Here is a 25,640-nt window from a genome sequence, read left to right as displayed (position 1 = left end):
GGAATCTCGAGGTTGTGGCACGAGATTCCGGGTTCGCGCTGGCGCGCGCCCCGCAATGACTTGCTTCGATTTTCCTCAAAATTCACCTTTCAGCCACGGTTGGTATGCAACAACGGCCCCTCATCTGGGGGCTCTGATTCATGCGCGCTGCGGCCGCAATACTCATCACTTTGCTGCTCGCCGGCTGCGCCGGCAACGAAGCGCCGGTACAGCAGCCGTCCATGTATGCCGACATGGCAGTCCCGGGCGCCAAGCTCGATGCGCCGGCGGCCGCGGTGATGATCTCGCAATACCGCCAGAACAACGGCCTCGGCACCGTCGTGATCGATCCCGATTTGATGCGGCTTGCGGAATCCCAGTCCCAGGCCATGGCGGCGGCCAACAAGATGGACCACGACGTCCGCGCGCCCCTGGCCAAGCGCCTCAGTGCCGGCGGCTATCCGGCCAGCGTGGCGGTCGAGAACGTCTCGGCCGGCTATCATACGCTGGCGGAAGCGTTTTCCGGCTGGCGCGACTCGCCTCCGCATCGCGCCAATATGCTCAAGAACGGTGTCACAAAATTGGGCATAGCGGCGGGCTATGCTCCCGGTACCAAATACAAGGTGTTCTGGACCATGATCCTGGCGTCGACCGAGCCGCGATAAGCCAGACTTGATCCCGGGATACATTGACGCCGCGGCGAACTGTCGCCACGGTCGCTCGTCATCTGCTATTGTTCCCGCATGACCAATTACACCAGTCCGGAATCCGCCAGCGTCCCCGCGAATGCGCAACGTGTCCTGGTGTTGCAGGGCGGCGGCGCGCTCGGCTCCTATCAGGCCGGCGCCTATCAAGCCCTGTGCGGCTATGGCTTCGAGCCTGAATGGGTCGCCGGCATCTCGATCGGGGCGGTCAACGCCGCCATCATCGCCGGCAACGAGGGGCACACCCGCGTCAAGCGGCTCAAGGAATTCTGGGAGATGGTCTCGGCTCCGGTGCCGTGGAAGCCGATCGGCAAGAGCGACCACAGCCGCGAGCTGTTCAATTCGACCAGCGCCGCGCTGATTGCCACCTTCGGCGTGCCCGGCTTCTTCGTCCCGCGCGTCCCGCCCGCGCCGATGTGGCCGCCGGGCCATCCCGAGGCGGAGAGCTATTACGACACCGCGCCGCTGAAGAAGACGCTGGAGCGTCTGGTCGATTTCGACCGCATCAACGATCTGAAGACGCGCTTCTCCGTCGGCGCCGTCGGCGTCACCTCCGGCAACTTCAAATATTTCGACAATTACGAGTTCAGGAAACTCGGCAAGAAGATCGGTCCCGAGCACATCATGGCCTCCGGCGCATTGCCGCCGGGCTTTCCGTCCGTCGTCATCGACGGCGAGCACTACTGGGACGGCGGCATCGCCTCCAACACGCCGCTCGATTACGTGCTCGATGCCGAGGTGGTTCGCGACATGCTGATCTTCCAGGTCGATCTGTTCAGCGCCCGCGGCGACCTGCCGAATTCGCTGCTCGAAGCCACCGAGCGCGAGAAGGACATCCGCTTTTCCAGCCGCACCCGAATGAATACCGACAAGAACAGGCAGCTGCACAACGCGCGCAGGGCCGTGCGCGACCTGATCGGTAAATTGCCGGACTATCTGAAGAACGATCCGTCCGTCGAATACCTCGCCAAGGCGGCGCGCGAAAGCACCGTGACCGTGGTGCACCTGATCTATCGCAGCAAGAACTACGAATCCTCGTCCAAGGATTACGACTTCTCGCATGTCGCGATGGTCGAGCATTGGGAAGCCGGCGTGCGCGACGTGCATCTGTCGATGCGCCACAAGGATTGGCTCGAGCGGCCGCAATCCGACGAGACCATGGTGACCTACGATCTCACGGGGGACGTTACCGCGCCCCCGGCAAAAAGGAGCGAATGATATGGGTAGTCTGTCAGGCAAGAACGCCGTCGTGACCGGATCGACCAGCGGCATCGGTCTCGCCTATGCGCGCGCCTTCGCGGCCGCCGGGGCCAACGTCGTCATCAACGGCTTCGGCTCGCCGGAGGACATCGAGAAGGAACGCGCGAAGATCGAGTCCGATTTTGGCGTGAAGGCGATCTATTCGCCCGCCGACATGACCAAGCCCGCCGAGATCGCCGGGATGATCGCGCTTGGCGAAAAGACTTTCGGCTCGGTCGATGTCCTCGTCAACAATGCCGGCATCCAGTTCGTCTCGCCGATCGAGGAATTCCCGGTCGAGAAGTGGGACCAGATCATCGCGATCAACCTGTCGTCGGCCTTCCACGCCATCCGCGCCGCGGTGCCCGGCATGAAGAAGAAGGGCTGGGGCCGCATCATCAACACGGCGTCCGCGCACTCGCTGGTCGCCTCGCCCTTCAAGTCGGCCTACGTCTCGGCCAAGCACGGCATTGCCGGCCTCACCAAGACGGTGGCGCTGGAGGTTGCGACCCACAAGATCACCTGCAACTGCATCAGCCCGGGCTATGTCTGGACGCCGCTGGTGGAGAAGCAGATCCCCGATACGATGAAGGCGCGCAATCTGACCCGCGAGCAGGTCATCAACGACGTGCTGCTCGACGCGCAGCCGACCAAGGAGTTCGTCACCTCCGAGCAGGTCGCGGCGCTGGCGCTGTTCCTGTGCGGCGACGACGCCGCGCAGATCACCGGCACCAACCTCTCGATCGACGGCGGCTGGACCGCGGAGTAGGGCTCCAGGCCGTAGGGTGGGCAAAGGCGCGTGAGCGCCGTGCCCACCATACTTCCGCGATTGAGGAGAAGCGGCGGGCACGCTTCGCTTTGCCCACCCTACGATCTGGTCGGGCGATGACAGCAAGAGCGGCGAGCCGCTTTTCGCTCAATGCGTCCACGCCAGAGCGGTCACGATCGCGGACGACAGGTTCAATTCCGTGAACATGATCTTGCCGGCCACCACGAACAGGACGCTGGCCAGCGCGAGGCGGAGCACGGTCTCCGGCACGCGCGTTGCGCTGTAGCTGCCGATGATGATGCCCGGCAGCGAGCCCAGCAGCAGCACGCCCATGAGGGCCCAATCGACGTCGCCAAGCGCCCAGTGTCCGGTGCCCGCGACCAGCGTCAGCGGCACCGCGTGCGCGATGTCGGAGCCGACGATGGTTGCCATCGGCAGGCGCGGGTAGAGCAGCAGCAGCACGGTCACGCCGACCGCGCCGGCACCCACCGACGAAATCGACACCAGCACACCGAGAATGACGCCGGTGACGACGGTTGCGATCGCCGTCTTGCGCTCGTCGACCTGCTCCAGGCGCCGGCGATAGCGCTCCATGATGGCCTTGCGAAAGATCAGCGAGGTCGCGGTCAGCACCAGGGCAAAGCACAGCACCAGATTGACCAGGCTGCGCTCGGTATCGCTCTTGAGATCGAGCTTCCACAGCACGAGAAGCGTCAAGGCGCTCGCAGGGATGCTGCCGCAGGCAAGCCGCAGCACGGCGGGCCAGTGTATGCTGCGCGACCAGCCATGCACGACGCTGCCGCCCGCCTTGGTGCCGGCGGCGTAGAGCAGATCGGTCCCGACCGCGGTGGAGGGATGGATGCCGAACAGCAGGATCAGCAGCGGCGTCATCAACGATCCGCCACCCACGCCGGTCATCCCGACAAGCAGGCCGACGCCGAATCCCGAGGCGACGTAAAGCGGATCAATCATCTCTGGGGAATCTTAGGTTCATCTGGTCAGTCAGGCAATATGACGTAGAATAAACTTTCCCTGAGACGCAACCGTCTGGACCGAATAAGAAAAATCTTGCTTTCGGCCGAGGCCGGGCAGTCATTTCGCCCAAATCGCGATCATTTCGCGAAATATGTGTCCCGGCCGGACGTTCGCGCGGATCAGGCGCCGACGCCGAGGAAGTCCCGCGCCAGGTCCGGATTGGCGCTGAGCTCGGCGGACGTGCCCTCGAACACCACATGCCCGTTGTTGAGGCCGTAGACGCGGTTGGCAAAGCTGAGCGCCGCGGCGACGTTCTGCTCGACCACGATCATGGTGCGGCCTTCGCGCGCAAGGCTGGCCGCGACCGCGACCAGGTCGCGCACGATCAGCGGCGCCAGCCCTTCGAACGGCTCGTCGAGCAGGATGATGCGGGCGTCGCGGATCAGCGCGCGCGCAATCGACAGCATCTGCTGCTCGCCGCCCGACAAGGTGCGTCCCGCCGATTTGCGGCGTTCCTTCAGCCGCGGAAACACCTGGTAAATGCGCTCGAACGACCAGGCGTTGGGTGCGGTCAGGGCGGCGATGCGCAGGTTCTCCTCCACCGTCAGTCCGCCGAAGATCGCCCGCTCCTCGGGAACGAGCTGCACGCCCATATTGGCGATCGCCGACGGCGGCAGGCCGCCGATCGGCTTGCCGTCGAGCCGGATCTCGCCGCTTCTGGGCGCCAGCACGCCCATGATCGAGCGCAGCGTGGTGGTCTTGCCGGCGCCGTTGCGGCCGAGCAGCGCCACGACTTCGCCTTCCTCGACCCGGATCGACAGGTCGAACAGCACGTGGGAATCGCCGTACAGCGTGTTGATGCGGTCGACTTCAAGCAGGCTCATGTGCGTGAAGCCCTCCCAGATAGGCGTCCTGAACCTGCTGGTTGCCGCGGATCTCGTCGGGGGTGCCGTCGGCCAGCAGGCGGCCTTCGTAGAGCACGGTGATGCGCTCGGCCAGGCCGAAGATCGCGTCGAGATCGTGCTCGACGATGACGATGGTGCAGGTCCGCGCGATGTCGCGGATCAGCGCGCAGGTGGCAGCTCGCTCCGACGGGCTCATGCCGGCGAGCGGTTCGTCGAGCAGCAGCACCTTCGGGCTGGTGGCGAGCGCCATCCCGATCTCGAGCCGCCGCTTCTCGCCATAGGCCAGAATGTGGGCCGGCGTGTCGGCGCGTGCGTCGAGGTCGAGCAGCGCCATGATCGCGTCGACCTGCGCTTCCACCTGCGGCAGGCTGTCGGCAGGCCGCCACAGGTCAATGCGCAGCGGACCGCGGCTGCGCGCCAGCGCGGCGATGCGCAGGTTCTTCCGCACCGAGAGGTTCGGAAACAGCTGGTTCAACTGGTTGGACTTGGCGATGCCGAACTGCGCCGCGCGGCTGACACCGTGGCCGGTCACCTCTGCGCCGAACAGCAGCACGTCTCCCGAGGTCGGGCTGACCTCGTCGAGCAGCATCTTGAACAGCGTGCTCTTGCCGGCGCCGTTGGGGCCGATCACGGCGTGAATGGAGCCGCAGCGGACCTTGAACGAGACGCCATCGACCGCTTTCAGTCCGCCATAGTGACGCGCCAGCGCGCGCGCCTCGAGGGCAATGTCGCTGTCGCCGGTCGCGGGCGGTGGCAGTGGCAGGCCGGCGTCGTGCGTCCGGCGCGATGAGGCCGGCGCGCTCCCGGTCGCTTCGATCGCCTCGGTCACGGCCTCGGCGGCCTGTCGTGCCGCAAGGGTCCGGCGCTCGGTCCACCAATGGACAATCTCGCCGCAGATGCCGCGGCGCAGGCATACGACCAGGACGATGAAGGCGATGCCGAGCACCAGCTTCCACAGCGTGGTGAGGCCGGGAATGAGCTGGAGATTGTCGCGCAGCCACAGCCACACCGCGGCGCCGACCAGCGGCCCGATCAAGGTGTTGGCGCCGCCGACGATGGTCTGGACCACGAGCTGGCCCGACGTTTCCAGCGAGAACGCGTCGGGCGGCATGTAGCTCTGGAACGAGCCGAGCAGGCCGCCGGCAAGGCCTGCATAAAGCGCGGCGGTGACGAAGGCCGCGAGCTTGTAGGCCGGCACGTTGTGGCCGAGCATCGCGACGCGGGCGGTGTTCTCCTTGATGGCGAGCAGGATCGCGCCGACGGGCGAACGGACGATGCGGCGCGCCAGCACGTAAGCACCGAAGAAGATCACCGCGAACAACACATACATCGGCAGTCCCGCGCCGATGCGCACGGCGTGCTCGCCGAAGCCGAGCATCGGCACCGGCACGCCGGGGATGCCGTTCTCGCCGCCGGTATAATGCGACAGCGGCGAGTTCTCGATGAAGTAGGCCATCTGCCCGAAGGCGAGCGTGATCATCGTGAAGTAGATGCCGATGCGCCGCACCGCGAGCCAGCCGACGAGAAGGCCGAATGCGCCCGCCGCTATCGTGCCGGCGGCAAGCGCCAGCCAGACGCTGCTCAACGCGCCGGAAACCAGCAGATAGGCCGTGACGAAGCCGCCGACGCCGTAGAACGCGGCCTGCCCGAACGACAACAGGCCGGCCAGCCCGAACAGGATGTCGAAGCCGAGCCCGATCAGGCCCCAATTCAACACCCGCGTCAGCAGGTCGATCGAAAAGCCAAGATGGGGAAACGCCACCGGTGCCGTGACCAGGGTGAAGAGAACCGCGAGCTCCGGAGCGTGGCTCCGAGCCAGGCCGGACCGCGCCTTGCTCATACCCGTCCTTCCGACCCGAACAGGCCCTGCGGCCGCAGCACCAGCAACAGCGCCATCAGCGCATACAGCATCACCTCCGAATAGGAGGAATTGAACGCGCTGGTCAGGCTGATGATCTCGCCGGCGATCAGGCCGCCGACCACGGCGCCCGGGAACGAGCCGAGGCCGCCGAGCACGATCACGACGAACGATTGCGCCATGAAGTTCGCGCCCATGTCCGGCGTCACCGCCACCACCGGGGCGTACAGCATCCCGGCGAGGCCCACCGCCACGACGCCGATCGCGAACACCAGCAGGGAGGTGCGCCGCAGATTGATGCCGAGGATGCCGACCATGCGCGGGTTCTCGATCCCGGCCCGGACCACCAGACCCATCGAGGTCCGATAGAGCACGAGGTAGAGGCCGAGCAGCAGCATGGCGATGATGGCGATGAGCTGGAGACGGTAGGTCGGATAGATCAGGAAACCGAGCTGGGTGGCGCCCTGTCCCCAGGACGGGGTCGGCACGCGCTGCGCGTTGCCGCCGAAGACGGCGCGAACGCACTCCACCAGCACGATGCCGATGCCGTAGGTGACGAGGATCTGGTCCTCATGCGGACGGTCGTAGAACAGGCGGACGATCAAACGCTCGAGCAGGACGCCGAGCACCAGCATGAAGCCGCAGCCGATGGCGATCGCGAGCAGGAACGACTGCGTGTATTGCAGCATGACGAAGGCGGCATAGGCGCCCACGGCGAACAGCGCGCCATGCGCGAAGTTCAGCACGCCGAGCGTGCCCAGGATGATGGTCAGGCCGCTGCTGACGAGCGCCAGCAGCGAACCGAGGGCGAGGCCGTTGAAGGCCTGCGAGGCGAGGGCGGGCCAGCTCGGCATCGGGGCGGCTCAGATATAGGGGCCGAGCTTGCAGCCGAACGCGTCCGGCGGATTCATCACGCTCTCGCCGTCGGCGACGTCGACGATCTCGTAATAATCCTCCGGATTCTTCATCTCGGCCGGCGCCTTGCCGCGCAGGATCGGGATCGGGCGCACCATCTGGTGATCCTCGGCGCGGAAGTACACCTTGCCGATCGTGGTCTCGTAAGGCTGTGATTTCGAGTCTTCCATCGCCTTGATGATCTCGACGGGATTGAAGCTCTTGGCGCGCTCCACCGTGAGTGCCCAGAGATAGGTCTGCATGTAGCCGATATGGGCGCCCCAGCGCGGATGATACTTGTTCTGCGCGACGAACGCGTCGACGAAGCCCTTCGCGAGCGGATAGCGGTCCGACAGCGTCCACCAGAAGTCGCAGCTGCCATAAACGCCCTGCATGATCTCGGCGCCGAGCTCCTTGTCCTGGAACGACGACAGATTCGGCACCACCAGCTTCATGCGCTTCAGCACGCCGAACTGCTCGGCCTGCTTGGTCGAGGCAACCGCATCGGCGCCGAAGGCGATGTTGACGAACACGTCGGCGCCGCTGTTGGCGATGTTGAGCAGCGCCGAGGAGTAATCGGTGGTTCCGAGCGGGACCACTTCCTTGGCGACCTGCTGCCAGCCCTGCTCCTTGGAGAACTTTGCGAAGCTGTCATACACCGTATGACCATAGGTGTAGTCCGGCACCAGGAAGGCGGTCTTCATGTTCTTGCCGAGCGCCTTGGCGACGACCGGCGCGAGCGCCTTCGCGGCCATGTAGGCGTTCTGCTGCGAGCGGAAGCCGTAGCGCTGGCAGTTCTTGCCGGTGATGTCGTTGGAGCCGGCGATGCCGACCATATAGAGCACCTTCTCGCGGGAGCCGAGCTCTTCGAGCGCGATGGCGCTGGCGCTCGAGACCGAGCCGGATACCATGATCGCCTTGTCGCGCTGGATGAACTGCGTGGCGCTCTGCACGTCGAGATTGGGCTTTCCCTCGGTGTCCGACACTTTGTAGCGGATCTGGCGGCCGAGCACGCCCTTGCCCTGCAATCCCCATTTCTGCGCCGCCTCGCTTCCCGCGTTGATCTGCGCGATCGCGAGTTCGTATCCGAGCTTGAGGTCGCCGCCGTCGCCGGAGAAGACACCGGTCAGCGGGATCGTCAATCCGACGAACACCGACTCCGCGGAGACGCCGTCCGGAAAGGTGCCGATGCTGGCCGGCGTCTGCGCCAGGGCTGCGCCACTTGAAAGCAAGGCGGTGCCACCCGGAAGCATCAGTCCGGCCGCGGCGCCGGCGCTTCCGAGCAGGATCTGACGACGGTCAAACTTCATGACTCACCTTCCATGTTTCATCACCGCCGGATCGGCCGGTGGATTGCGGTTGGGAACAGAGCCCGGCGAATTCACGACCCGGCATCGATCGTCGTGCGCGGCCGGGGATCGGCGGCCGCGTCGGGCGGCGTCGCCGCGTCCCCGGTGAACGCCACCGGATTGAGCCGGCGGCGATCGACGCTGAGGTCGAAAATGTCGAAGCGGTTGTAGTAGCCGACCACGTCGTGAAACTGCTTCGGCTCGACGCAACGATTGAGATCGATGTCGGCGTAGAGGATACCTTCCTCGTCGCGCAGCGCCTCGCCGATCTGCTCGCCGGTCGGATCGAGGAAGAAGGTTTCCGCGCGCGGCGTGGCATCGAGCACTGCGGCGGCGGCGGCATCGCGCGCCACCAGCATGTCGCGCGCCGCCTTGTCGAGCACGCCGGCGGTGACGAGGCCGAACACTTTCGCCTCGAAGCAATGGGCGCTGGCGCGGATCCGGGTGGCGGCTGCGATATGGTAGTTGCCGCCGGCGGCCGGCCGGCGGGTCGGCCAGACCGGCGGCCAGCTCGAGATGTGGAGTTGCTCACCCTGCGCCATCAGCGAATAGCGTGCCAGCGGGTTGGTGTTCTCGCCGCAGATCAGTTGCCCGATCTTGCCGATCCTGGTGTCGACCACGCGCAATCCTGCGCCATCGCCGCTGGCCCAGATCAGCTTCTCGTAGAAGGTCGGAACCAGCTTGCGGTGATGGTTCAGGATCTCACCGTCCTCGCCGATCAAGAGGTTGGTATTCCAGATCGCTCCGACGCTGGCMGGCGACTTCTCGCTGATGCCGATCGACACCACGATGCCGAGCGCGCGCGCTTCGTCCCGGATCGCCTTGATCTCGGGGCCGTCGACCAGCACCGACTGGTCGGCCATGCGCACGAACAGGTCGTGATTGTCGATCGGAGCCCACAGCGCAGCCCAGACCGGGAATGCCGGAATGAAGGTCTCGGAAAATGCCACGATCTCGGCGCCGGCGGCGGCTGCCTCCCGGATAAGCGAGATTGCCTTTTTTGTGGTCGCCGAGCGGTCGAGAAACACCGGCGCGGCGTGCACCGCGGCGGCCTTGAAGCGGGGAAGCATGGCTCTGTCCTTGGTTCCGGGCAGGCTAATTGGCTCCCCGGGACCCGGCTACAGACAATCCTGCAAGACGGCTTGCAGGCGGCGACAATCCGTCCCACCGTGCCGCTGCTGGCACAGCGCTTGCTGTTTGGGGGGAGCTATGCAGGAGTTCAACGCGCTCGATTGGGACGACCTCAAGGTCTTCCTTCACGCCGCCCGCGGCGGCAGCCTGGGCAGCGCCGCCAAGCGGCTGCGGGTCGATCAGTCCACCATCAGCCGCCGGATCGCGCATCTGGAAAGCGCGCTCGGCGCCGCGCTGTTCGAGCGCTCGCCGCAGGGCCTGCGCGTCAACGAAGCCGGCGAGCGCCTGCTCTGCCATGCCGAACGGATCGAAAGCGCCGTCATCGCCATGCATCAGGATGTGCAGCGCGGCGGCAGCCGGATGGCGGGCCGCGTGCGGCTCGCCACGATGGAAGGCATCGCCTCCCTCTATCTGGCATCACGCTTCGGTCGCTTGCGCCAGCGCTATCCCGACCTGACCATCGAGCTCCTGACCTCGCCGCAGGCCGTCTCGGTCAACCGGCGCGAGGCCGATCTCTTCCTGAGCTTCTTTCGTCCGCCGGGGCAGGGCATGGTGTCCGAGCAGCTCGGCAGTTTTCAGCTCGGCCTCTACGGCTCACGGGACTATCTCGCGCGCGAAGGCATGCCCGAACGGCCCGCGGAGCTGGCGCGCCACAGCTTCGTCACCTATATCGACGACCTGATCCAGCTCGACTCGGTTCGCTGGCTCGACGACATCATCCGCAATCCCCCGGTCAGCTTTCACTCCAACAGCATGATCGCGCAGATGAACGCCGCCGCCGGCGGGATCGGTCTGGTGTTGTTGCCGAGCTTTGCGGTGGCCGGCCGCGACGATCTTATCCCGGTGCTGCACGAGAAGATGTCGACGACGCGCGACGTCTGGATCAACGTCCACAGCGACCTCCAGTTCGTGCCGCGCATTCGCGCCGTGTCCGGCTTTCTCAAGGCGATGTTCAAGTCCGATCCGCTGATGCAGGCGGACACGTCAGGCCGCATGATGCTCGATGCGCTGCTGGTGGCGGACGCAGCGGTCGTTGCCTTTCAGAGCGGCTGACGCGCCGGGCCCATTCAAGTCGCGCTTCTGCCGAATGCCAGCACGTGCAGCCCCAGCCGCTGCCGCACGATCCAGAACAGCAGGATCGTCTCGAAGCTGAGCGAGATCGAGGTCGCGGCCGCGGCGCCGTGGCCGCCGAAGCGCGGCACCAGCGCGACGCAGAGCACGAGGTTCATCACGAAGGCGAGCGCGTAGGCCAGTGCGCAGATCCTCTGCTCGCCGAGCATGTTGAGCAGGCGTTCGACCGGCCCGATCGCTGACCGCACCACGAGCCCGATCGCGGCGACGAACATGATGTCGTAGCCGATCACGAATTGCGGCCCGAACAGCCAGAGCAGCGGCTTGCCGAGCGCAAGCAGCACGATGGTCGCCGCCAGCGACGGCCAGAACGTCCAGTTGATGGCGTGGGCCACATAGGCCGACAGCCGCGCCTTGTCGCCAGCTGCGTTGTATTCGGCGAAGCGATGCGCCGTCGTCGCCGACATCGCATAGTGGATGAAGGAGACCAGCGCCAGCGTCTTGACCACCGCGAAGTAGACGCCGACCTCGTCGGAGGGGCGGAATTGCTGCAGCACCAGCACGTCGGTGTAGGACAGCAGCAGGTAGAAGCTCTCGACCAGCAGGATCGGCAGCGAGACGGCGAGCCAGCCGCTTATGTCATAGGTCTTGGGACCGGGCGCGATGTGGCCGGCGAGCTTGCGGTTCAGCACGACCATCTGCCCGGTCATCGCGATCCAGACCGCGCCGGCACTCGCGACCATCGCGGCGACGGCGCCGAGATGGTAGCCGAGCAGGAAGGCAGAGGCCGTGATGCCGATGATCAGCGCCTGGCGGATGATGAATTGCGGCATCAATCCGAGCTGCATCCAGTCATGCGAGCGGGCAATGCCGTCCTGGGTGTTGGCGACGACGAAGGCGGGCAGCGTCATGCAGCCGATATAGAGCGGCAGCGCCTCGGCCGGATCGATCCAGGGCGAGAGCAGTCTGACGATGCCGGCGAGGCCGAGCGACACCAGCGTGGACACGGCAAAGGTCAGCCAGCGGCTGCCGGACAGAAAGCCGCGCAGCAGCGCATGCTCGCCCGCGGTGCGGTATTCCGGGATGATCTTCTGGGCCGAGGCCGAGAGGCCGAAATCCATCATGCTGCCGAGCAGCAGGACCCAGGTCCAGACATAGACATAGATGCCGTAGTCGGACGTCCCCATCCAGCGCGCCAGCAGAACCTGCGAAAAATAGGCAAGGCCTGCGCTGATCACGCGGATGATGAAGATGGTGCCGGCCAGCCGCCGCGTCAGCGACGCTTCGCTCGACCCGCCCGAGAGCTTGGCCCGCAGCCGCGCGATCAGCCCGGCCGGTCCGGTCGTTGCGGGTTGTGTGTCCATCACGGCCACGTCGAAAAATCCCCAGGCGTCCCACATGCTGCGGCAGCCTTCGGGACTAGCAACCATTCGTTAAGATTCGGTTGGGTGGGCGTCCCATACGCGGTGTCGCCCCCGCGAAGGCGGGGGCCCATAACCCCAGGGAAAAGTTGTTGCGCCCACTGGTAACCACGAGTCTTCGCCAAACCACTCCCTGTGGTTATGGGTCCCGGGCTCGCGCTGCGCGCGCCCCGGCACGACGCTGAATATATGGCGCCGGCAGCGCAACTCAGCTCGGGCTCATTCCAAATTTGTATTGAACTCGTACGACTTCTCCGGCCCGACCAGCGTGAACTTCAGCGCCGCGCCGTCGGGCTTGGCGCCTGGCGGCAACCCGTCGAGCTCGAACGAGAAGCGCTTCACGCCGGCCGGGCTGGGCTCGACCGGCGCCGGAATCGGCAGCGACCAGTCGGGCGTCGGCCCTTCCACGAACAGATCGACGTTGCGCGCATCCGGCGCAACCACGTCGACCAACACGTTCTTGGGCCCGTCGCGCCTGACGTCGCGGATGGTCAGCGGATTGGGATCGCCGACATTGGCGGGCTTGGGCACGGTGTCGAGCGCCGCACGCAAGTTCGCGTCCTCGGTCGAGGCGACGCTGTTGAAGCCAAGTTCGGCGCTGGCCTCGACAGGAATGCAGAGCTTCTCGCACACCGCGTAATTGATCTCGGCGCGCAAGGTCACGGGCTTGTCGGGCGCCTTGGCGACGATGCGCAAGGGCAGCACGATCTGGTCGTGATAGCCGATTGAATGGCCGCCCGCGCCGTCATCGAATTTCAGGGGCGCCGGCCACAAGACCGTCACCGCCTCGACATTGTCCGACTTCGAGAAGTCGAACCGCGGCGGAACACCGGAATCGCCGGGCGTGCGCCAGTAGGTTTTCCAGCCCTTCTGGATCTGGAAGGCGATACCGCCGAGCAGGACCGCGCCGCTGCGCGAACCCGCCAGCAACCGCACTGCGGAATGTCCGTCGCGCTGCCAGGGCGACGAATCGTCGGCGCGGGCTGCCATCGCCAGCGACGACGCAAGCAGGGTTGTTGCGACGCCCATCGCCGCACGCATGGGAACTCTGTTCAGCATGGCACGTCTTTACAGGGTCGATCCGGGGCAAACCATTGAATTGCTTGTGATGGATGCACTGGAATCCGGTGGCTGCAAGCCTTGATTTGACAGCGGCTAGGCCCGACATCAGGATAGGAATTGAAACCGGAGTGCTTCAGCGATGGCTCCCGCAGGCAAAAGGACGGGCGACAGCACCCGGAGCGCAGGCCCAGCGCTTCCCAATTCGGCCGCCTATCTCGACGGCCAGCTCCTGATCGCGATGCCCGTGATGGGCGATCCCCGCTTCGAGCGCTCGGTGATCTATCTCTGCGCCCATTCGGCGGAGGGCGCCATGGGGATCATCGTCAACCACCCGGCCGGCAGCATCGACTTCCCCGAGCTTCTGATGCAGCTTGGCATCATCAAGAAGGGCGAGCACATCAAGCTGCCGGAGAATGCCGAAAGCATGAAAGTGCTGCGCGGCGGCCCGGTCGACACCGGGCGGGGCTTCGTGCTGCACTCCAGCGATTTCTACATCGAGAACGCGACGCTCAGGATCGACGAGGGCGTCTGCCTCACCGCGACCGTCGACATCCTGCGCGCGATTGCCAATGGCTCCGGGCCGAAGCACGCCATCCTTGCACTCGGCTATGCCGGCTGGGCGCCGGGCCAGCTCGAGACCGAGATCCAGAGCAACGGCTGGCTGCATTGCGACGCGGACGCGGATCTGATCTTCGGCGACGACGTCGACGAAAAATACGGACGCGCGCTGCGCAAGATCGGCATCGATCCCGGCATGCTCTCGAACGAGGCCGGGCACGCGTAGCTCTGGCTGCGCCGCCGTCCGCTGTCGTGCCTCACCCTCCGCTGTCATGCCCCGGCTTGACCGGGGCATCCAGTACGCCGCAGCGTATCGATTCAATCACAGCCGCCTCGGAATACTGGATCGCCCGGTCAAGCCGGGCGATGCCCACGTTCGGTGTGTGAAGCGCTACTCCGCCGCCTGCTGCTGCACCGTCGGCTCGGTCCCCGCCACGGTTGCGCGGCGCATGTCGCGGGGCTGGGACTGGTCGTAGCGGCGGACGCGGTGCATGGTCTGGCGGTTGTCCCACATCACGAGGTCCTGCAGCTTCCATTTGTGGACGTAGACGAATTCCGGCTGCGTCGCGTGCTCGTTGAGGTCGCGCAGCAACAGGCGCCCCTCCGGCACGCTCATGCTGACGATCTTGCCGGCATGCGATGACAGATACAGCGACTTGCGGCGATGCACGGGATGGGTGCGCACCAGCCGTTGCAGCACCGGCTTGAACATCTCCTTCTCCTCGTCGGTATATTCGGTGAAGCCGAGCGAGCCGCGCGAATACATCAGCGAGTGCTCGCAGACGAGATCCGCGATCTCCGCCTTGGTCTCGTCGTCGAGCGCGTCATAGGCCGCGCGCATGTCGGCGAATTCGGTGTTGCCGCCCTTGGGGTTCACCACGCGCGCCGACAGCAGCGAGAATTTCGCCGGGATCGGACGGAACGAGCTGTCGGAGTGCCACAGGCAGTTGCCGAGATTGAACAGATGCGCGCGGCTGTCCTTGGCGAGCGGCTTGCCGTCCTTGCCGAGATTGGAGACGTCGTTCAGGCCGGACTGGAGCCGGTAGTCCTTTTCCTTGGTCACGGTGCCGCCGCGCGCGTCCTCGCGCTGGCCGAAATTCAGCGCGAAGGCCAGCTGTTGCTCGTCGCTGATGTCCTGGTCGTGGAACACGAGCACCGCATACTTGTCCATGGCGGCCTCGACCTCGCGGGCCTCATCCGGTGTGAGAGGCTTGCGCAGGTCGAGGCCGGAAACCTCGCCGGCAAAATGTGTCTGAAGCTGTCGGATGGCGATCGTCATGGCGTTTCTCCCGCGGACCGCGAGCGGTTGCTCCCGCTCTGTTGGTGAAAAAGCTACTCCGGCGTGTGTCGTTGTCAACGCTCGGCGCGCATGGCTCCCCCGTAGCCCGGCCGACGTAGCCCGGGTGAGCGCAGCGATACCCGGGAACGGTACACGCAAAGTCCCGGATGTCGCTTCGCTCATCCGGGCTACGATCCTTTGACTGCTCTCACGCGTTGCGTGCCATCAGGCCGCCGTCGACCGGGATCACCGCGCCGGTCAGGAAGGAGGCCGCCGGCAGGCACAGGCTCAGCGTCATATGCGCGACCTCCTCGGGGTCGCCATAGCGCCCGAGTGCGGTGCGGCGCTTGGCGTAGATCGTCTTGTGCTCCTCGGAGATGCGGTCGGTGATCCCCGTGCGGATCGGGCCCGGGCAGATGCAGTTGACGGTGATGCCTTCGCGGCCGAGCTCGACCGCGAGCGAGCGGGTCAGGCTTGCCACGCCGCCCTTCGCCGCCGAATAGGGACTGTGCAGCGCGGTGGCGCCGAGCGCCTCTGTGGAGGCGATGTTGACGATACGCGGGCTGTTCGATTTGCGTAAGTGAGGCAGCGCCGCACGGATGATGCGCGGATGCGCCGTCAGCATCACCGCGATGCCTTTCGCCCAGGCGTCCTCGTAGGTCTCGTCGTCGATCGCGACGCGCACGGAGATGCCGGCATTGTTGACGATGACGTCGAGCCCGCCGAAATGCGCCGCGACATCATTGACAACGCGCTTGATCTCGCCGCCGTCGGCAACGTCGAGCTTCCACGCCTTCGCTGAGCCGCCGCTCGCGATGGTATCTTTCGCGACGGAGAACGCGCCTTGCTCGTCATAGTCAGTGACAGCAACATTCGCGCTTTCGGCGGCGAACACGCGCGCGGTCGCGCGCCCCATGCCGCTCGCCGCACCCGTGACGAGAACGGTCAGGCCCTTTACCGACCGGCTGAGCTCTTTGAATTCGGTCATGCCGTTTCCTCGCGTCTCTTGTTTCTTGTTATGAGATTGACAAGGCTGGCATCGATCAGCAGACAGGTCAAACAAGCAAGACAAAAGGGGAGGCCGCGATGGCGAACGAGCTGGATTTCACGGGCAAGCAGGTGCTGGTGGTCGGCGGTTCCAGCGGCATCGGCAACGGCATCGCGCAAGCCTTTCGCACAAGAGGCGCACAAGTTGCGGTTTGCGGCACGCGTGCTCACGCAACGGAATATTCAACTGAGGAAGGCTCCGATCTCACCGGTCTTTCCTATGCGCAGCTCGACGTCAGCAATGCCGGTGCGATCGAAGCCTTCAAGCCGTCGTTCGACAGGCTCGATATCCTCGTGCTCGCGCAGGGCGCGGTGCTCTACCGCCGCGGCGAATTCGAGATGAGCGGCTTTCGCAAGGTCGTCGAGGTCAATTTGATGAGCCTGATGGCCTGCGCGACGCGCTTTCATTCCATGTTGCGGGACGCCAAAGGCTCGCTGATCATGGTGTCCTCGACCGCGGCCTATCATTCCACCATGGGCAATCCCGCCTACAACGCCTCGAAGACCGGCGCGGTCGGACTGACGCGGACCTTGGGCGAGGCCTGGGCCGAGGACGGCATCCGCGTCAACGGCATCGCGCCCGGCCTCGTCGATACCAAGATGACGAAGGTGACGACCGATAACCCCAAGCGGCTCGAAGGTGCGCTGTCGCGTATTCCGCTGCGGCGATTGGGCACGCCGGCCGACATGGCGGGCGCGGCCCTGTTCCTGGCGTCGCCGCTGTCGTCCTACATCATCGGCCAGACGCTCGTCGTCGATGGCGGGCTGATTCTGTAGCTGTTTCCCGTAGCCCGGATGGAGCGCAGCGTAATCCGGGGTTCTTCAAGACGGTTGGCGCTGTCCCGGATTGCGCTGCGCTCCATCCGGGCTACGCATCTCCACCCGGGCTACACTTTCGTCATGAATTGGAACTGCGCCGCGCGTGATCGGTTACTCCGGCTGACCCCCGAGGAGGACCACATGGACAAGGATCGGATTGTCGGATCGGCCAAGGAATTCGCTGGCCGCGCGGAAGGCGCTGTCGGAGATCTCGCAGGCGATGCGCAGACGCAGGCGTCGGGCAAGGCGCGGGAAGCCGCCGGCGCGGTGCAGAATCTCTACGGCCAGGCCAAGGATGCCGTGCGTGATGCCACGGACACCGCGACGAGCTATGCCAAGGACGCCTATGAGAACAGCGGCGACACCTTCCGCGATGGCACGCAGGCGCTGTCGAAGAAGGTGCAGGACAACCCGCTCGGCGCGCTGCTCGTCGCCGGCGGCATCGGCTTCGCGCTCGCGCTGCTGATGTCGCGCCCTGCGCGCCGCCCGCCGCCGCGCTGGCGCTATTAGGGCTGAGCTGCCCGTCATTCCGGGCTCGCGCTTCGCGCGCCCCGGAATGACATCCCAAATCAGAGATGCAACTACCTGAACATTTCCGCCGATCGCCCGACGTTGCCCGGCGGGCGCGGGATCGCGGGATTGGGATTCGGATTGCGCGGCCCAGGCGCCGGCGCCAATTGACGCGGCGGGGGCGGCGGAGAGCCGAAGCCGAAGAAATCCCGGAATGATGGCGTCGCCTGTGCCGGCTGCTGCTGTGGAGCCGGCGGCTTCTTCGGTGCCAGTTTTGGCGGCGCGATCGCAGCGGCAGCGCCCGGCGTACCGGGAGCAGCAGCCCCGCCGTCAGGCGTCGTCGCTGCCATCGGCGTATCGCCCTTGGCCTGCTCGCGGCCGACCTCGCGGCGCGGCCAGGCATAATCGTCGGCGCGGCCCGCGGGCGCCGCCAGCGGCTCGCCCTTCACCAGCGTCTTCGCGGCGAGCGCATCGACGGCGGCGGGACGCGTGCCCGGTCCGCCCAGCAATTGATCGGTCGAGATCGAGGCCGCAACCAGCGGCACGATCGGACCTGCCAGAGGCCGCGGCGCGGGCTTGCCGGGCTCGGCGCTGGTGTCGGGCGTCGCCGGTTCGCTCGGCAGTGCGATCGGACCGGAGCGTCCGGCAAGCAGGCGCGTGATCTCGCGCTCGACATAGTGGGCGAGCTTGCGCGCGCCGGGCTTGGTGAAATAGACGCCGTCATAGCTGCGGAGCTGGCGGATCTGGCCCTCGAAGTCCGGACCCTTCTGGAGGAAGCGGCCGGCTTCGTCGACAAAGCCGTCCCAGACATCGACATAGGTGATGCCGGCCTTGGCGGCGCCTTCGCGATAGAGCGAATCCAGGAACAGCATGTCGGCGGTGCCCTTCGGTCCGCGGATCGCGGGCAGGCCGACCCAGAGCACCGGCACGCCCTTGCTCTTGAGGACGTTGGCCAGCTCCTCGATCTTCTTGCCGTAGAGCTCGACCCAGCGCTCGTCGCGGAATTCGTAGAGGCCGTTCGGATTGCGCGCCGTCTTCTCCGGTGCGGCCGCGGGCGTATCGGCGTTGTCGGCGTCGTCCTGCGGCAGGTCGGTGTCTACAGGCTTGTCGTCGGGCTTGGCGGCGGTGTCATTGGGCTTGGCGTCGCCCGGCTTTGCTTGCGGCTTGGCGCGGGCACCCTTGTCGTTCTTCTTGTCGTCGTTCTTCTTGTCCGTCGCCTTGTCCGACTTGTCCGCGGCCGGCTCGCGGATCGCGATGCGGTCGTTGAGGCCGAGCATGACGACGATCACGTCGGGCTTCTCGGTCTCGAGGATGCCCTTCGCCGCCGCCGCCCAATCCGAGGGCTCACCCTTCGGCTGGTACTTGATCAGGCCGGACGTGGTCTTGTGCTTGCGGATCACGCCCATGTCGGGCTGCTCGGTGTAGGCGTCTTCCAGGCCGTAGGCGAGCCAGTCGGCCATGGCGTCGCCGATCACCAGCACGTTCTTGTCGGGAACGGTGTCGCGCTTGCTAGGTGCCGGCGCGCGCGAGAAATCCTGGCGCGGCGCTTGCGGCTGTTGCTGCTGGAACGGCGCGAAGAAGTCGCCGCCGAACCATCCGCCGCCACCGCCACCACCGTTCCGCGGCGGCGGTGGGGCCGCCCGCTGCGGCGGGCCGCCGAAACCGGGGAAGTTGAAGAACTGCGCCGAGGCGGGCCCCGCGATCGAGACGAGTATCGCAAGCGCCGTCCCCAGCGCGATCAACGGGCCGGTCTCGGTCAGCGCCTTGAACAGGGACTTCGGCTTCGACATGCGATCTCGGGCCAGCGCAACGGGGTCTGGGACAGGCCCCATATAATACCGGAATCAGGCCGCAAACGGGCAAATTCCATCGCCATAAATCGCGCGATGGGGCCGGCGGTCAAGGCCGATCCGCGCCAAGTCGATGGGAACGGTTACCAGCCACCGGCTGGAAGCCGGGGCGGCGCCGTGATCCACCCACCCAAGTGTGATCCATCTGACAACCTGAGTGATAGTTTCGGTATAAAATCCCCCTGTAATTGCAATTGTTCCATCTCAGCAACGCCAATTTGTGGAGTCTCAGCCATGCAGGACATGACGAAGTCGCGTGCGCAAGCGGAGAAGTTGCTCGACAAGCAAGCGGAGCAGGCCAAGGCGAAGCGGCCGCAGGGCCATGGACGTGCCGAGCGCGGTCTGGACGCGGTGGCCTACCATCCGGAGGGTTTTGGCCGGTTCGGCCGCATGTTCCCCGAACTCGCCCGTGCCCGTTTCGGCGATACGCTGCCGCAGGAGCAGGAGGTCATGAAGGCGATCGCCGCCACCATGATCAAGACCGGCGATCTCGGCGCTCCGATCGACGAGGCCGAGCCGGTGGACGAAAATCCGGCGATCAAGGCAGGCTATACCTATTTCGGCCAGTTCATCGACCACGACATCACCTTCGATCCCGCCTCCGATCTCGACCGTGACAATGATCCCAACGCAACCGAGGATTTCCGCACCGCGCGGCTCGATCTCGATTCCATCTACGGCCGCGGACCGGCGGATCAGCCCTATCTCTACAATCCGGACCTCACCATCAAGCTGGGCTTCGACAAGACGCCGGCCTACCTGAAGGGCAAGAAGCGTTTCGACGTGCAGCGTGCGCCGCGCGACGAGAGCGGCGAAGTCGACGATGCGCATCAGGATTGTCCCCGTGCCATCATCGGCGACAAGCGCAACGACGAGAACAACATCGTCGTGCAGATCCATGCGCTGTGGCAGCGATTTCACAACAAGATCATGCTCGATCTTGCCAAGCCCTCGACCGAGAAGGGAAATGAGCGTCCGGGGATCACGGGCCTTGCGGCTTTCAACACGGCGCAGCGCATCGTGCGTTGGCACTATCAATGGGTCGTGTTGCACGACTTCTTGCGGCGCATCGTCGGGGACAAGATGTTCAACGCCGTCTACAATAGCGGCAAGCCGGACATCCGGTTCTACAAGCCGGAAGCCGCGCGCTATCCGTTCATGCCCGTCGAATTCTCGGTTGCGGCCTATCGGTTCGGTCACTCGATGGTCCGGCCGAGCTATTCGCTGAGCGCGGCGATACCGCATCAGAAGACGAATTCGCTGGACCGGCTGCCGATCTTCAAGGCGAATTTCAGCTGCGACGATGTGCAGAGCCTGAACGGCTTCCGTCCGTTGCCGCCGGAATGGGGCATCGACTGGAGCTTCTTCCTGCCCGACGTGAAAAGCGATCTGCCGAAACCAACCAAGGAGCTCCCGTTCGGAAGCTTCATCCGGCCGCAGCCGGCCTATCGGATCGACTCGATGCTGGTCGACCCGCTGGCTAGTCTGCCCGATCTGCGCAACGAAAGGCCCGATCGCAGGTCTCTGCCAAGCCTGAATCTCCAGCGCGGCATAGCGCTGGGCTTGCCCAGCGGGCAGGCGGTGGCGCGGCGCATGGGGTTGACGCCGCTGACCGACGAGCAGCTCTGGATCGACGAGGGAAACCTGACGGACGAGGCCGCCGTGAAGGCACGCCGCGAGATGTTCAAGGCCAATTTCGCGCAGCTGCATGAGAATGCGCCGCTCTGGTACTACATCTTGCGCGAGGCCGAGCTGACCGATCAGGTCAAAACCTCGTTCGAGGATGACGACAAGAAGAAGCGTACGGCAAAGCTCGGCGGCAGCCGGCTGGGCGACGTCGGCGGCCGCATCGTCGCCGAGGTCCTGATCGGTCTCGTGGTCGCGGACAGCCAGTCCTATCTCGGCCAGGTCCCGAACTGGCGGCCCAAGGTGAAGGACATGTCGGCCCCGGGAGCCAGGTTCGAGCTCTCCGACGTCGTGAACTACGTCGACGCCTGAGCAACGGGAGCGGCGGCGATTTTACCGTCCGCGCAGCCGCTCCAGCGCGTCGGAGGAGGCAAATCCGTCGGCGGGCACCCCGATCGAGGCCTGGAAGTTGCGCAGCGCCTCGCGGGTCTGGCCGCCGAACTGGCCGTCCGGAGTGCCCTTGTAGAAGCCGCGCTGGGCCAGCAGCTGCTGGAGTTCCAGGCGCTCGGTGCGGGACAGCTCCCGTTCCTGCCGCGGCCAGGGCTGCACGAAGGGCTGACCGCCGCGCAGCCGGTCGGCGAAATGGCCGATCGCCAGCGCATAGGCCTCGGCCGGATTGTACTTCATGATGACGCGGTAGTTCTGCAGCATCAGGAAGCCCGGCCCCTGCGCGCCCGCCGGCGCCAGCAGATAGGCTTTCTCCGCCGGATGCGGGAAGGGCTGGCCCGCCGGGCGCTTGAGCCCGAGCTTCTCCCACTGCGCCATCGTCATCGCCTTGGCGCGATCGGCCAGCATGTAGTTGAAGCCCTGCGGCACCACGACCTCGTAACCCCAGGTCTGGCCGGTCTGCCAGCCGTCCTTTTTCAGATTGTTGGCGGTGGAGGCGATCAAATCGGTGGGATTGTCGACGACGTCACGCCTGCCGTCGCCGTCGCCGTCGACGGCAAAGCGCTTGAATGCGGTCGGCATGAACTGGGTCGGGCCGAAGGCGCCGGCCCAGGAGCCACGCAACTGTTCGGGCCGCAGATCGCCGCGGTTGAGGATTTCCAGGCCGGACAGGAATTCGTCCTTGAAATAGGCTTGGCGGCGCCCGATGCAGGCGAGCGTCGCGGTCGATTGCAGCACGCTGCGGTCGCCCATCTGCGTCGAGTAGTTGGACTCGATGCCCCAGATCGAGGCGATGATGTAGCGATCGACGCCATAGGCCTTTTCCGTGGCGTCGAACTGCGCCTTGTACTTGGCGAGGATCTCGCGGCCCTTGGCGAGCCGGTTGTCGTTCACGAGGATGTCGAGATAGTCCCAGATCGACTTGGTGAACTCCGGCTGCGAATCCATCAGGTCCATGATGCGCAGATCGGGCGCAAGCCCCGTGGTGAAGCGCTGAAAGTTCTCCTGCGTGATGCCGCGCCGTGCGGCATCGGGCCACATCGCCGCGACACAATTGTTGAAATTGGAAGCGGCCTCGCGGATCGCGGCCGCGGTCATCAGCGGATGACCGGACGCGCCGTCCTCGCCGCTCCACGGTTGCGCACCTGTCGGCGCGCCGCCGGGCGCGGGTTGTGACGGGGCCGGGTTCGGGCCGGAGAAAATGCCGCCGAACAGGTTCGACAGGCCGTTTTGCGCCTGTGCTTGCGCGCAGGCCGGCAGCAGCAAGGCGGCCGCAGCCAGCGCTACGCCGGTCACGGATCCTGCACGTTTTGCCAGCCCTGCCACTGATTGCATCATGTCCCACCTGTCCGGCCAAAAATCCGCCATCAGGAGGCCCGGTTACGGTTGCCAATAGCCTAACAAAGATGAAATTTTGGTGTCGGCCTTTTTCTCAACTCTGTGAGCGCGAGGCCCCACATCCGCCTTTGTTAGCGGCTGCAAACAAGCTAGCAAGATGCCATTGCTCCGTTCACGTCCTCAGGTATTCGATCGATCCCATGAAAATTCGCAAAGCCGTATTTCCCGTTGCCGGCCTCGGCACCCGCGTCCTGCCCGCCACCAAGGCGATGCCGAAGGAAATGCTGACCATCGTCGACAAGCCGCTGATCCAGTACGTCTATGACGAGGCGAGGGAAGCCGGCATCGAGCACTTCATCTTCGTCACCGGCCGCAACAAGAATGTCATCGAGGATCATTTCGACCGGATGTTCGAGCTCGATGCCACGCTGGCCGCGCGCGGCAAGAAGGCCGAGCAGGACATCCTGGCGCAGAACCAGCCCGACGCCGGCGCCGTCAGCTTCACCCGCCAGCAGGCGCCGCTCGGCCTCGGCCACGCGGTCTGGTGCGCGCGCGACATCGTCGGCAACGAGCCGTTCGCGGTGGTGCTGCCCGACGAGCTCGTGCTCAACTCGCCCGGCTGCCTGAAGCAGATGATCGAGACCGCCGGCAAGCTTGGCGAGAAATCCAATGTGATCGCGGTCGAGGCGGTGCCCGACCATCTCACCCATCAATACGGCATCTGCGGCGTGGGCAAGCGCACCGGCAAGATGTTCGAGGTCGACGGCATGGTCGAGAAGCCGGCCAAGGGCACCGCGCCCTCCAACCTCTCGATCACCGGCCGCTACATCCTCCAGCCGGAGATCTTCAAGATCCTGGAGACCCAGGAGCGCGGCGCCGGCGGCGAGATCCAGCTCACCGACGCCATGATCGGGCTGGCCAGGTCGCAGAAATTCTACGGCGTCGAGTTCGAAGGCGAGCGCCACGATTGCGGCTCCAAGCCCGGCTTCCTCCGCGCCAACATCGCCTACGGCCTGCAGCGGCCCGAACTGCGCGACGGGCTGATCGCGGAGATGAAGAAGTATCTGGGGCAGTGACATCGAAGGCGGACGCCCTCGATGTCATCCCGGGATGGTCCGAAGGACCAGACCCGGGATCTCGAGATTCCAGGTTCGGCTCTTCGAGCCGCCCCGGAATGACAGCCTAGATCACGCCACCAGCGACAGCGTCGGAAGGCTCGCGACCACGGACTGGTTGCGGCCGCCGGCTTTGGCCGCGTAGAGCGCCTTGTCGGCGGCGGCGACCAGGACCGCCCAGTCCATCCCCGTCGTGGGAACGAGACTCGCGACGCCGCAGGAGACGGTCGACGCCGCCTGGTCGTCGGACCAGCCCTGCACCTTGCCGCGGATCGTTTCGGCGGTCTTGAAGGCGTCGGCAGCCGACGTGCCCGGCAGCAGCACGGCGAATTCTTCGCCGCCATAGCGCGCGGCGCAGTCGCCGGCGCGGCGCACCGAGTCGGAAATGCAGATCGCGATGCCGACCAGCACCTGGTCGCCGGCCTGGTGACCGAACGTGTCGTTGTAGGCCTTGAAATGATCGGCATCGATCATCAACAGCGCGACGTGGGTCTTCTGGCGCATGGCGCGCCGCCATTCGACGTCGATCACATGGTCGAACTTGCGGCGGTTGCGCAGGCCCGTCAGCGCGTCCGTCGTCGCCATCTCCTCGAGCCTGCTTTCGGCGTCGGCGCGCCGGCCGATCTCGCGGGCGAGCACGATCGCCGTCCCGAGCACGAACAGCGCGAGCGCCAGGACCACGGCGCCGATGCGGAGCGCCTCCTTCTGCCACAGCGCGAATACGGCGCTCAGGGGCTTGCCCGCCACCACGAACAGCGGATTGGTTCCGCTGCTGCGGACATAGAGCCGCGGGGTGCCGTCGATCGGCCCTTGTCCGGCGAACGCGCTGCCGATCTTCAGATTGTCGGCCTTCCAGACCGGCCGGTCGGCGAGGTTCGTGCCGATCACGTCGAGATCGAACGGCCGCCGCATCATGATGGTGCGGTCGCGCTTGAGCACGGTGATGGTGTCCTCGGGATCGAGGCTCAGCCGCTCGAACAATTCGTGGAAATAGCTGAAGCGGATCGAGCCGGCGACGACGCCGAGAAAGCCGCCGTCGGTGTCGCTGATGCGGCGACTCAGCACGATGGAATAGGCGCCGCGGAACAGCATCGGGCGGCTGATGAACAATCCGGCACTGGGATTGCCGCGATGGACCTTGAAGTAGTCCTCGTCGCCGCGGTTCTCCGGAAGGGGATCGAGCGTGGAGGCGTCGATGGTCAGCCGGCCGTCGGCATCGAACACCTGGATCGCGCCGAAATGCCGTGCCGTGGTCGCATGATCGAACAGGATGAGGTGGCGGATCGATTTCGAGACCGTGGCGATCTCGGGCAGCAGCATGCCGCTGGAAACCGCCTTCAGCGACAGATCGTAGATCTCGATGTTGCGGCTGATGTCGGACTCGATGGTCGTTGCGAGGTTCTCGAGCGTCTGGTGGGCGAGCGCCTCCTCGCCGCGACGCATGTCCAGCATCACGTTGACGAAAATGGCGGAAAAGCCGATCACCGTCACCACGGACGAGACGATCAGCAGCTTCGCCGAAATTCGCCACGGCCGGCGGGCCATGACTTCGCGCCATCCAGACAACATCGTTTGCTCCCGACATTATTGGATGCGCCTGAAAGCTTGAGTAGTGTTTAAATCGGGACGTCGCTGCTGCAATGAGTTAAGAATTGGTTTCCGCGGCTCACGCTTTTGAGCAGGGCCGCGTTCAG

General features: G+C 65.5%; 22 protein-coding genes. 9 read left to right on the top strand and 13 right to left on the bottom strand.

What is annotated here, in order from left to right; genetic code table 11:
• The first annotated feature begins 140 nt into the window (after positions 1 to 140).
• The 3 genes from ACXJMY_RS18350 (at position 141) to ACXJMY_RS18340 (ending at position 2,691) form a co-directional block, all read left to right on the top strand.
• Entirely contained in the window at positions 141 to 644 is a 504-nt protein-coding gene (locus ACXJMY_RS18350) for a CAP domain-containing protein (RefSeq protein WP_456620744.1), read from the top strand.
• A gap of 78 nt (positions 645 to 722) precedes the next feature.
• Positions 723 to 1,901: a DUF3734 domain-containing protein gene (locus tag ACXJMY_RS18345; RefSeq protein ID WP_456620743.1), complete on the top strand. Its 1,179-nt coding sequence runs from the start codon at positions 723 to 725 to the stop codon at positions 1,899 to 1,901.
• Position 1,902: 1 nt separating this feature from the next.
• A complete protein-coding gene (locus tag ACXJMY_RS18340) occupies positions 1,903 to 2,691 on the top strand; it encodes a 3-hydroxybutyrate dehydrogenase (RefSeq protein WP_456620742.1) in 789 nt (262 codons plus the stop codon).
• Positions 2,692 to 2,838: 147 nt separating this feature from the next.
• Here the strand turns inward: ACXJMY_RS18340 and ACXJMY_RS18335 are convergent, their stop codons facing one another.
• The 6 genes from ACXJMY_RS18335 to ACXJMY_RS18310 all read right to left on the bottom strand — a co-directional run bounded on the left by ACXJMY_RS18335 (position 2,839) and on the right by ACXJMY_RS18310 (position 9,742).
• Positions 2,839 to 3,663, bottom strand: a complete 825-nt coding sequence (locus tag ACXJMY_RS18335) for a sulfite exporter TauE/SafE family protein (RefSeq protein ID WP_456620741.1) — start codon at positions 3,661 to 3,663, stop codon at positions 2,839 to 2,841.
• A gap of 182 nt (positions 3,664 to 3,845) precedes the next feature.
• A complete protein-coding gene (locus ACXJMY_RS18330; protein WP_456620740.1) occupies positions 3,846 to 4,550 on the bottom strand; it encodes an ABC transporter ATP-binding protein in 705 nt (234 codons plus the stop codon).
• On the bottom strand, positions 4,537 to 6,411 hold the full coding sequence (locus ACXJMY_RS18325) for a branched-chain amino acid ABC transporter ATP-binding protein/permease (RefSeq protein ID WP_456620739.1): 1,875 nt from the start codon (positions 6,409 to 6,411) through the stop codon (positions 4,537 to 4,539). The genes ACXJMY_RS18330 and ACXJMY_RS18325 overlap by 14 nt, the downstream gene beginning before the upstream one ends.
• Complete coding sequence (locus tag ACXJMY_RS18320) at positions 6,408 to 7,283, bottom strand: branched-chain amino acid ABC transporter permease (RefSeq protein ID WP_456620738.1); 876 nt, start codon at positions 7,281 to 7,283, stop codon at positions 6,408 to 6,410. Before ACXJMY_RS18320 ends, ACXJMY_RS18325 begins: the two co-directional genes overlap by 4 nt.
• Positions 7,284 to 7,292: 9 nt before the next feature.
• Positions 7,293 to 8,633, bottom strand: a complete 1,341-nt coding sequence (locus tag ACXJMY_RS18315; protein WP_456620737.1) for an ABC transporter substrate-binding protein — start codon at positions 8,631 to 8,633, stop codon at positions 7,293 to 7,295.
• Between the two features lie 71 nt (positions 8,634 to 8,704).
• Positions 8,705 to 9,742 carry a carbon-nitrogen hydrolase family protein gene (locus tag ACXJMY_RS18310; protein ID WP_456620736.1) on the bottom strand — a complete coding sequence of 346 codons (1,038 nt, stop codon included), beginning with the start codon at positions 9,740 to 9,742 and terminating at the stop codon, positions 8,705 to 8,707.
• Positions 9,743 to 9,881: 139 nt separating this feature from the next.
• On the opposite strand from ACXJMY_RS18310, the gene ACXJMY_RS18305 reads away from it, so the two are divergent.
• Positions 9,882 to 10,856, top strand: coding sequence for a LysR family transcriptional regulator (locus ACXJMY_RS18305; RefSeq protein WP_456620735.1), 975 nt, complete (start codon positions 9,882 to 9,884; stop codon positions 10,854 to 10,856).
• 14 nt (positions 10,857 to 10,870) lie between these two features.
• Here ACXJMY_RS18305 and ACXJMY_RS18300 read toward each other — a convergent pair whose 3' ends face one another.
• Both ACXJMY_RS18300 and ACXJMY_RS18295 read right to left on the bottom strand, forming a co-directional pair.
• Positions 10,871 to 12,247 (bottom strand): flippase, encoded by a 1,377-nt coding sequence (locus ACXJMY_RS18300; protein WP_456620757.1) that lies wholly within the window; start codon positions 12,245 to 12,247, stop codon positions 10,871 to 10,873.
• Between the two features lie 267 nt (positions 12,248 to 12,514).
• Positions 12,515 to 13,354: a protein-disulfide reductase DsbD domain-containing protein gene (locus ACXJMY_RS18295; protein ID WP_456620734.1), complete on the bottom strand. Its 840-nt coding sequence runs from the start codon at positions 13,352 to 13,354 to the stop codon at positions 12,515 to 12,517.
• Between the two features lie 142 nt (positions 13,355 to 13,496).
• Here ACXJMY_RS18295 and ACXJMY_RS18290 point away from each other — a divergent pair, with 142 nt between their 5' ends.
• Entirely contained in the window at positions 13,497 to 14,141 is a 645-nt protein-coding gene (locus ACXJMY_RS18290; protein WP_456620733.1) for a YqgE/AlgH family protein, read from the top strand.
• 165 nt (positions 14,142 to 14,306) lie between these two features.
• Here the strand turns inward: ACXJMY_RS18290 and ACXJMY_RS18285 are convergent, their stop codons facing one another.
• Both ACXJMY_RS18285 and ACXJMY_RS18280 read right to left on the bottom strand, forming a co-directional pair.
• Positions 14,307 to 15,194, bottom strand: a complete 888-nt coding sequence (locus tag ACXJMY_RS18285) for a TauD/TfdA dioxygenase family protein (protein ID WP_456620732.1) — start codon at positions 15,192 to 15,194, stop codon at positions 14,307 to 14,309.
• A 208-nt stretch (positions 15,195 to 15,402) separates the two neighbouring features.
• Positions 15,403 to 16,182, bottom strand: coding sequence for an SDR family NAD(P)-dependent oxidoreductase (locus tag ACXJMY_RS18280; protein WP_456620731.1), 780 nt, complete (start codon positions 16,180 to 16,182; stop codon positions 15,403 to 15,405).
• Between the two features lie 98 nt (positions 16,183 to 16,280).
• Between ACXJMY_RS18280 and ACXJMY_RS18275 the strand changes: the two genes are divergently transcribed.
• Both ACXJMY_RS18275 and ACXJMY_RS18270 read left to right on the top strand, forming a co-directional pair.
• Positions 16,281 to 17,018 carry an SDR family NAD(P)-dependent oxidoreductase gene (locus ACXJMY_RS18275; RefSeq protein WP_456620730.1) on the top strand — a complete coding sequence of 246 codons (738 nt, stop codon included), beginning with the start codon at positions 16,281 to 16,283 and terminating at the stop codon, positions 17,016 to 17,018.
• Between the two features lie 183 nt (positions 17,019 to 17,201).
• Complete coding sequence (locus ACXJMY_RS18270) at positions 17,202 to 17,570, top strand: CsbD family protein (protein WP_456620729.1); 369 nt, start codon at positions 17,202 to 17,204, stop codon at positions 17,568 to 17,570.
• 71 nt (positions 17,571 to 17,641) lie between these two features.
• Here the strand turns inward: ACXJMY_RS18270 and ACXJMY_RS18265 are convergent, their stop codons facing one another.
• Positions 17,642 to 19,360, bottom strand: coding sequence for an SGNH/GDSL hydrolase family protein (locus ACXJMY_RS18265; protein WP_456620728.1), 1,719 nt, complete (start codon positions 19,358 to 19,360; stop codon positions 17,642 to 17,644).
• 294 nt (positions 19,361 to 19,654) lie between these two features.
• On the opposite strand from ACXJMY_RS18265, the gene ACXJMY_RS18260 reads away from it, so the two are divergent.
• Complete coding sequence (locus ACXJMY_RS18260) at positions 19,655 to 21,418, top strand: peroxidase family protein (protein ID WP_456620727.1); 1,764 nt, start codon at positions 19,655 to 19,657, stop codon at positions 21,416 to 21,418.
• Positions 21,419 to 21,439: 21 nt separating this feature from the next.
• On the opposite strand, the gene ACXJMY_RS18255 is transcribed toward ACXJMY_RS18260, so the two are convergent.
• Complete coding sequence (locus ACXJMY_RS18255; protein WP_456620756.1) at positions 21,440 to 22,828, bottom strand: lytic murein transglycosylase; 1,389 nt, start codon at positions 22,826 to 22,828, stop codon at positions 21,440 to 21,442.
• Between the two features lie 203 nt (positions 22,829 to 23,031).
• Between ACXJMY_RS18255 and ACXJMY_RS18250 the strand changes: the two genes are divergently transcribed.
• Complete coding sequence (locus ACXJMY_RS18250; RefSeq protein WP_456620726.1) at positions 23,032 to 23,907, top strand: UTP--glucose-1-phosphate uridylyltransferase; 876 nt, start codon at positions 23,032 to 23,034, stop codon at positions 23,905 to 23,907.
• Between the two features lie 111 nt (positions 23,908 to 24,018).
• Here ACXJMY_RS18250 and ACXJMY_RS18245 read toward each other — a convergent pair whose 3' ends face one another.
• Positions 24,019 to 25,515 carry a diguanylate cyclase gene (locus ACXJMY_RS18245; protein WP_456620725.1) on the bottom strand — a complete coding sequence of 499 codons (1,497 nt, stop codon included), beginning with the start codon at positions 25,513 to 25,515 and terminating at the stop codon, positions 24,019 to 24,021.
• Between the last annotated feature and the right edge of the window lie 125 nt (positions 25,516 to 25,640).

The organism is Bradyrhizobium sp. P5_C12, from assembly GCF_054049735.1.
The sequence above is the reverse complement of the archived record's forward strand: the minus strand, read 5'-3'. Positions and strand labels throughout refer to the sequence as shown.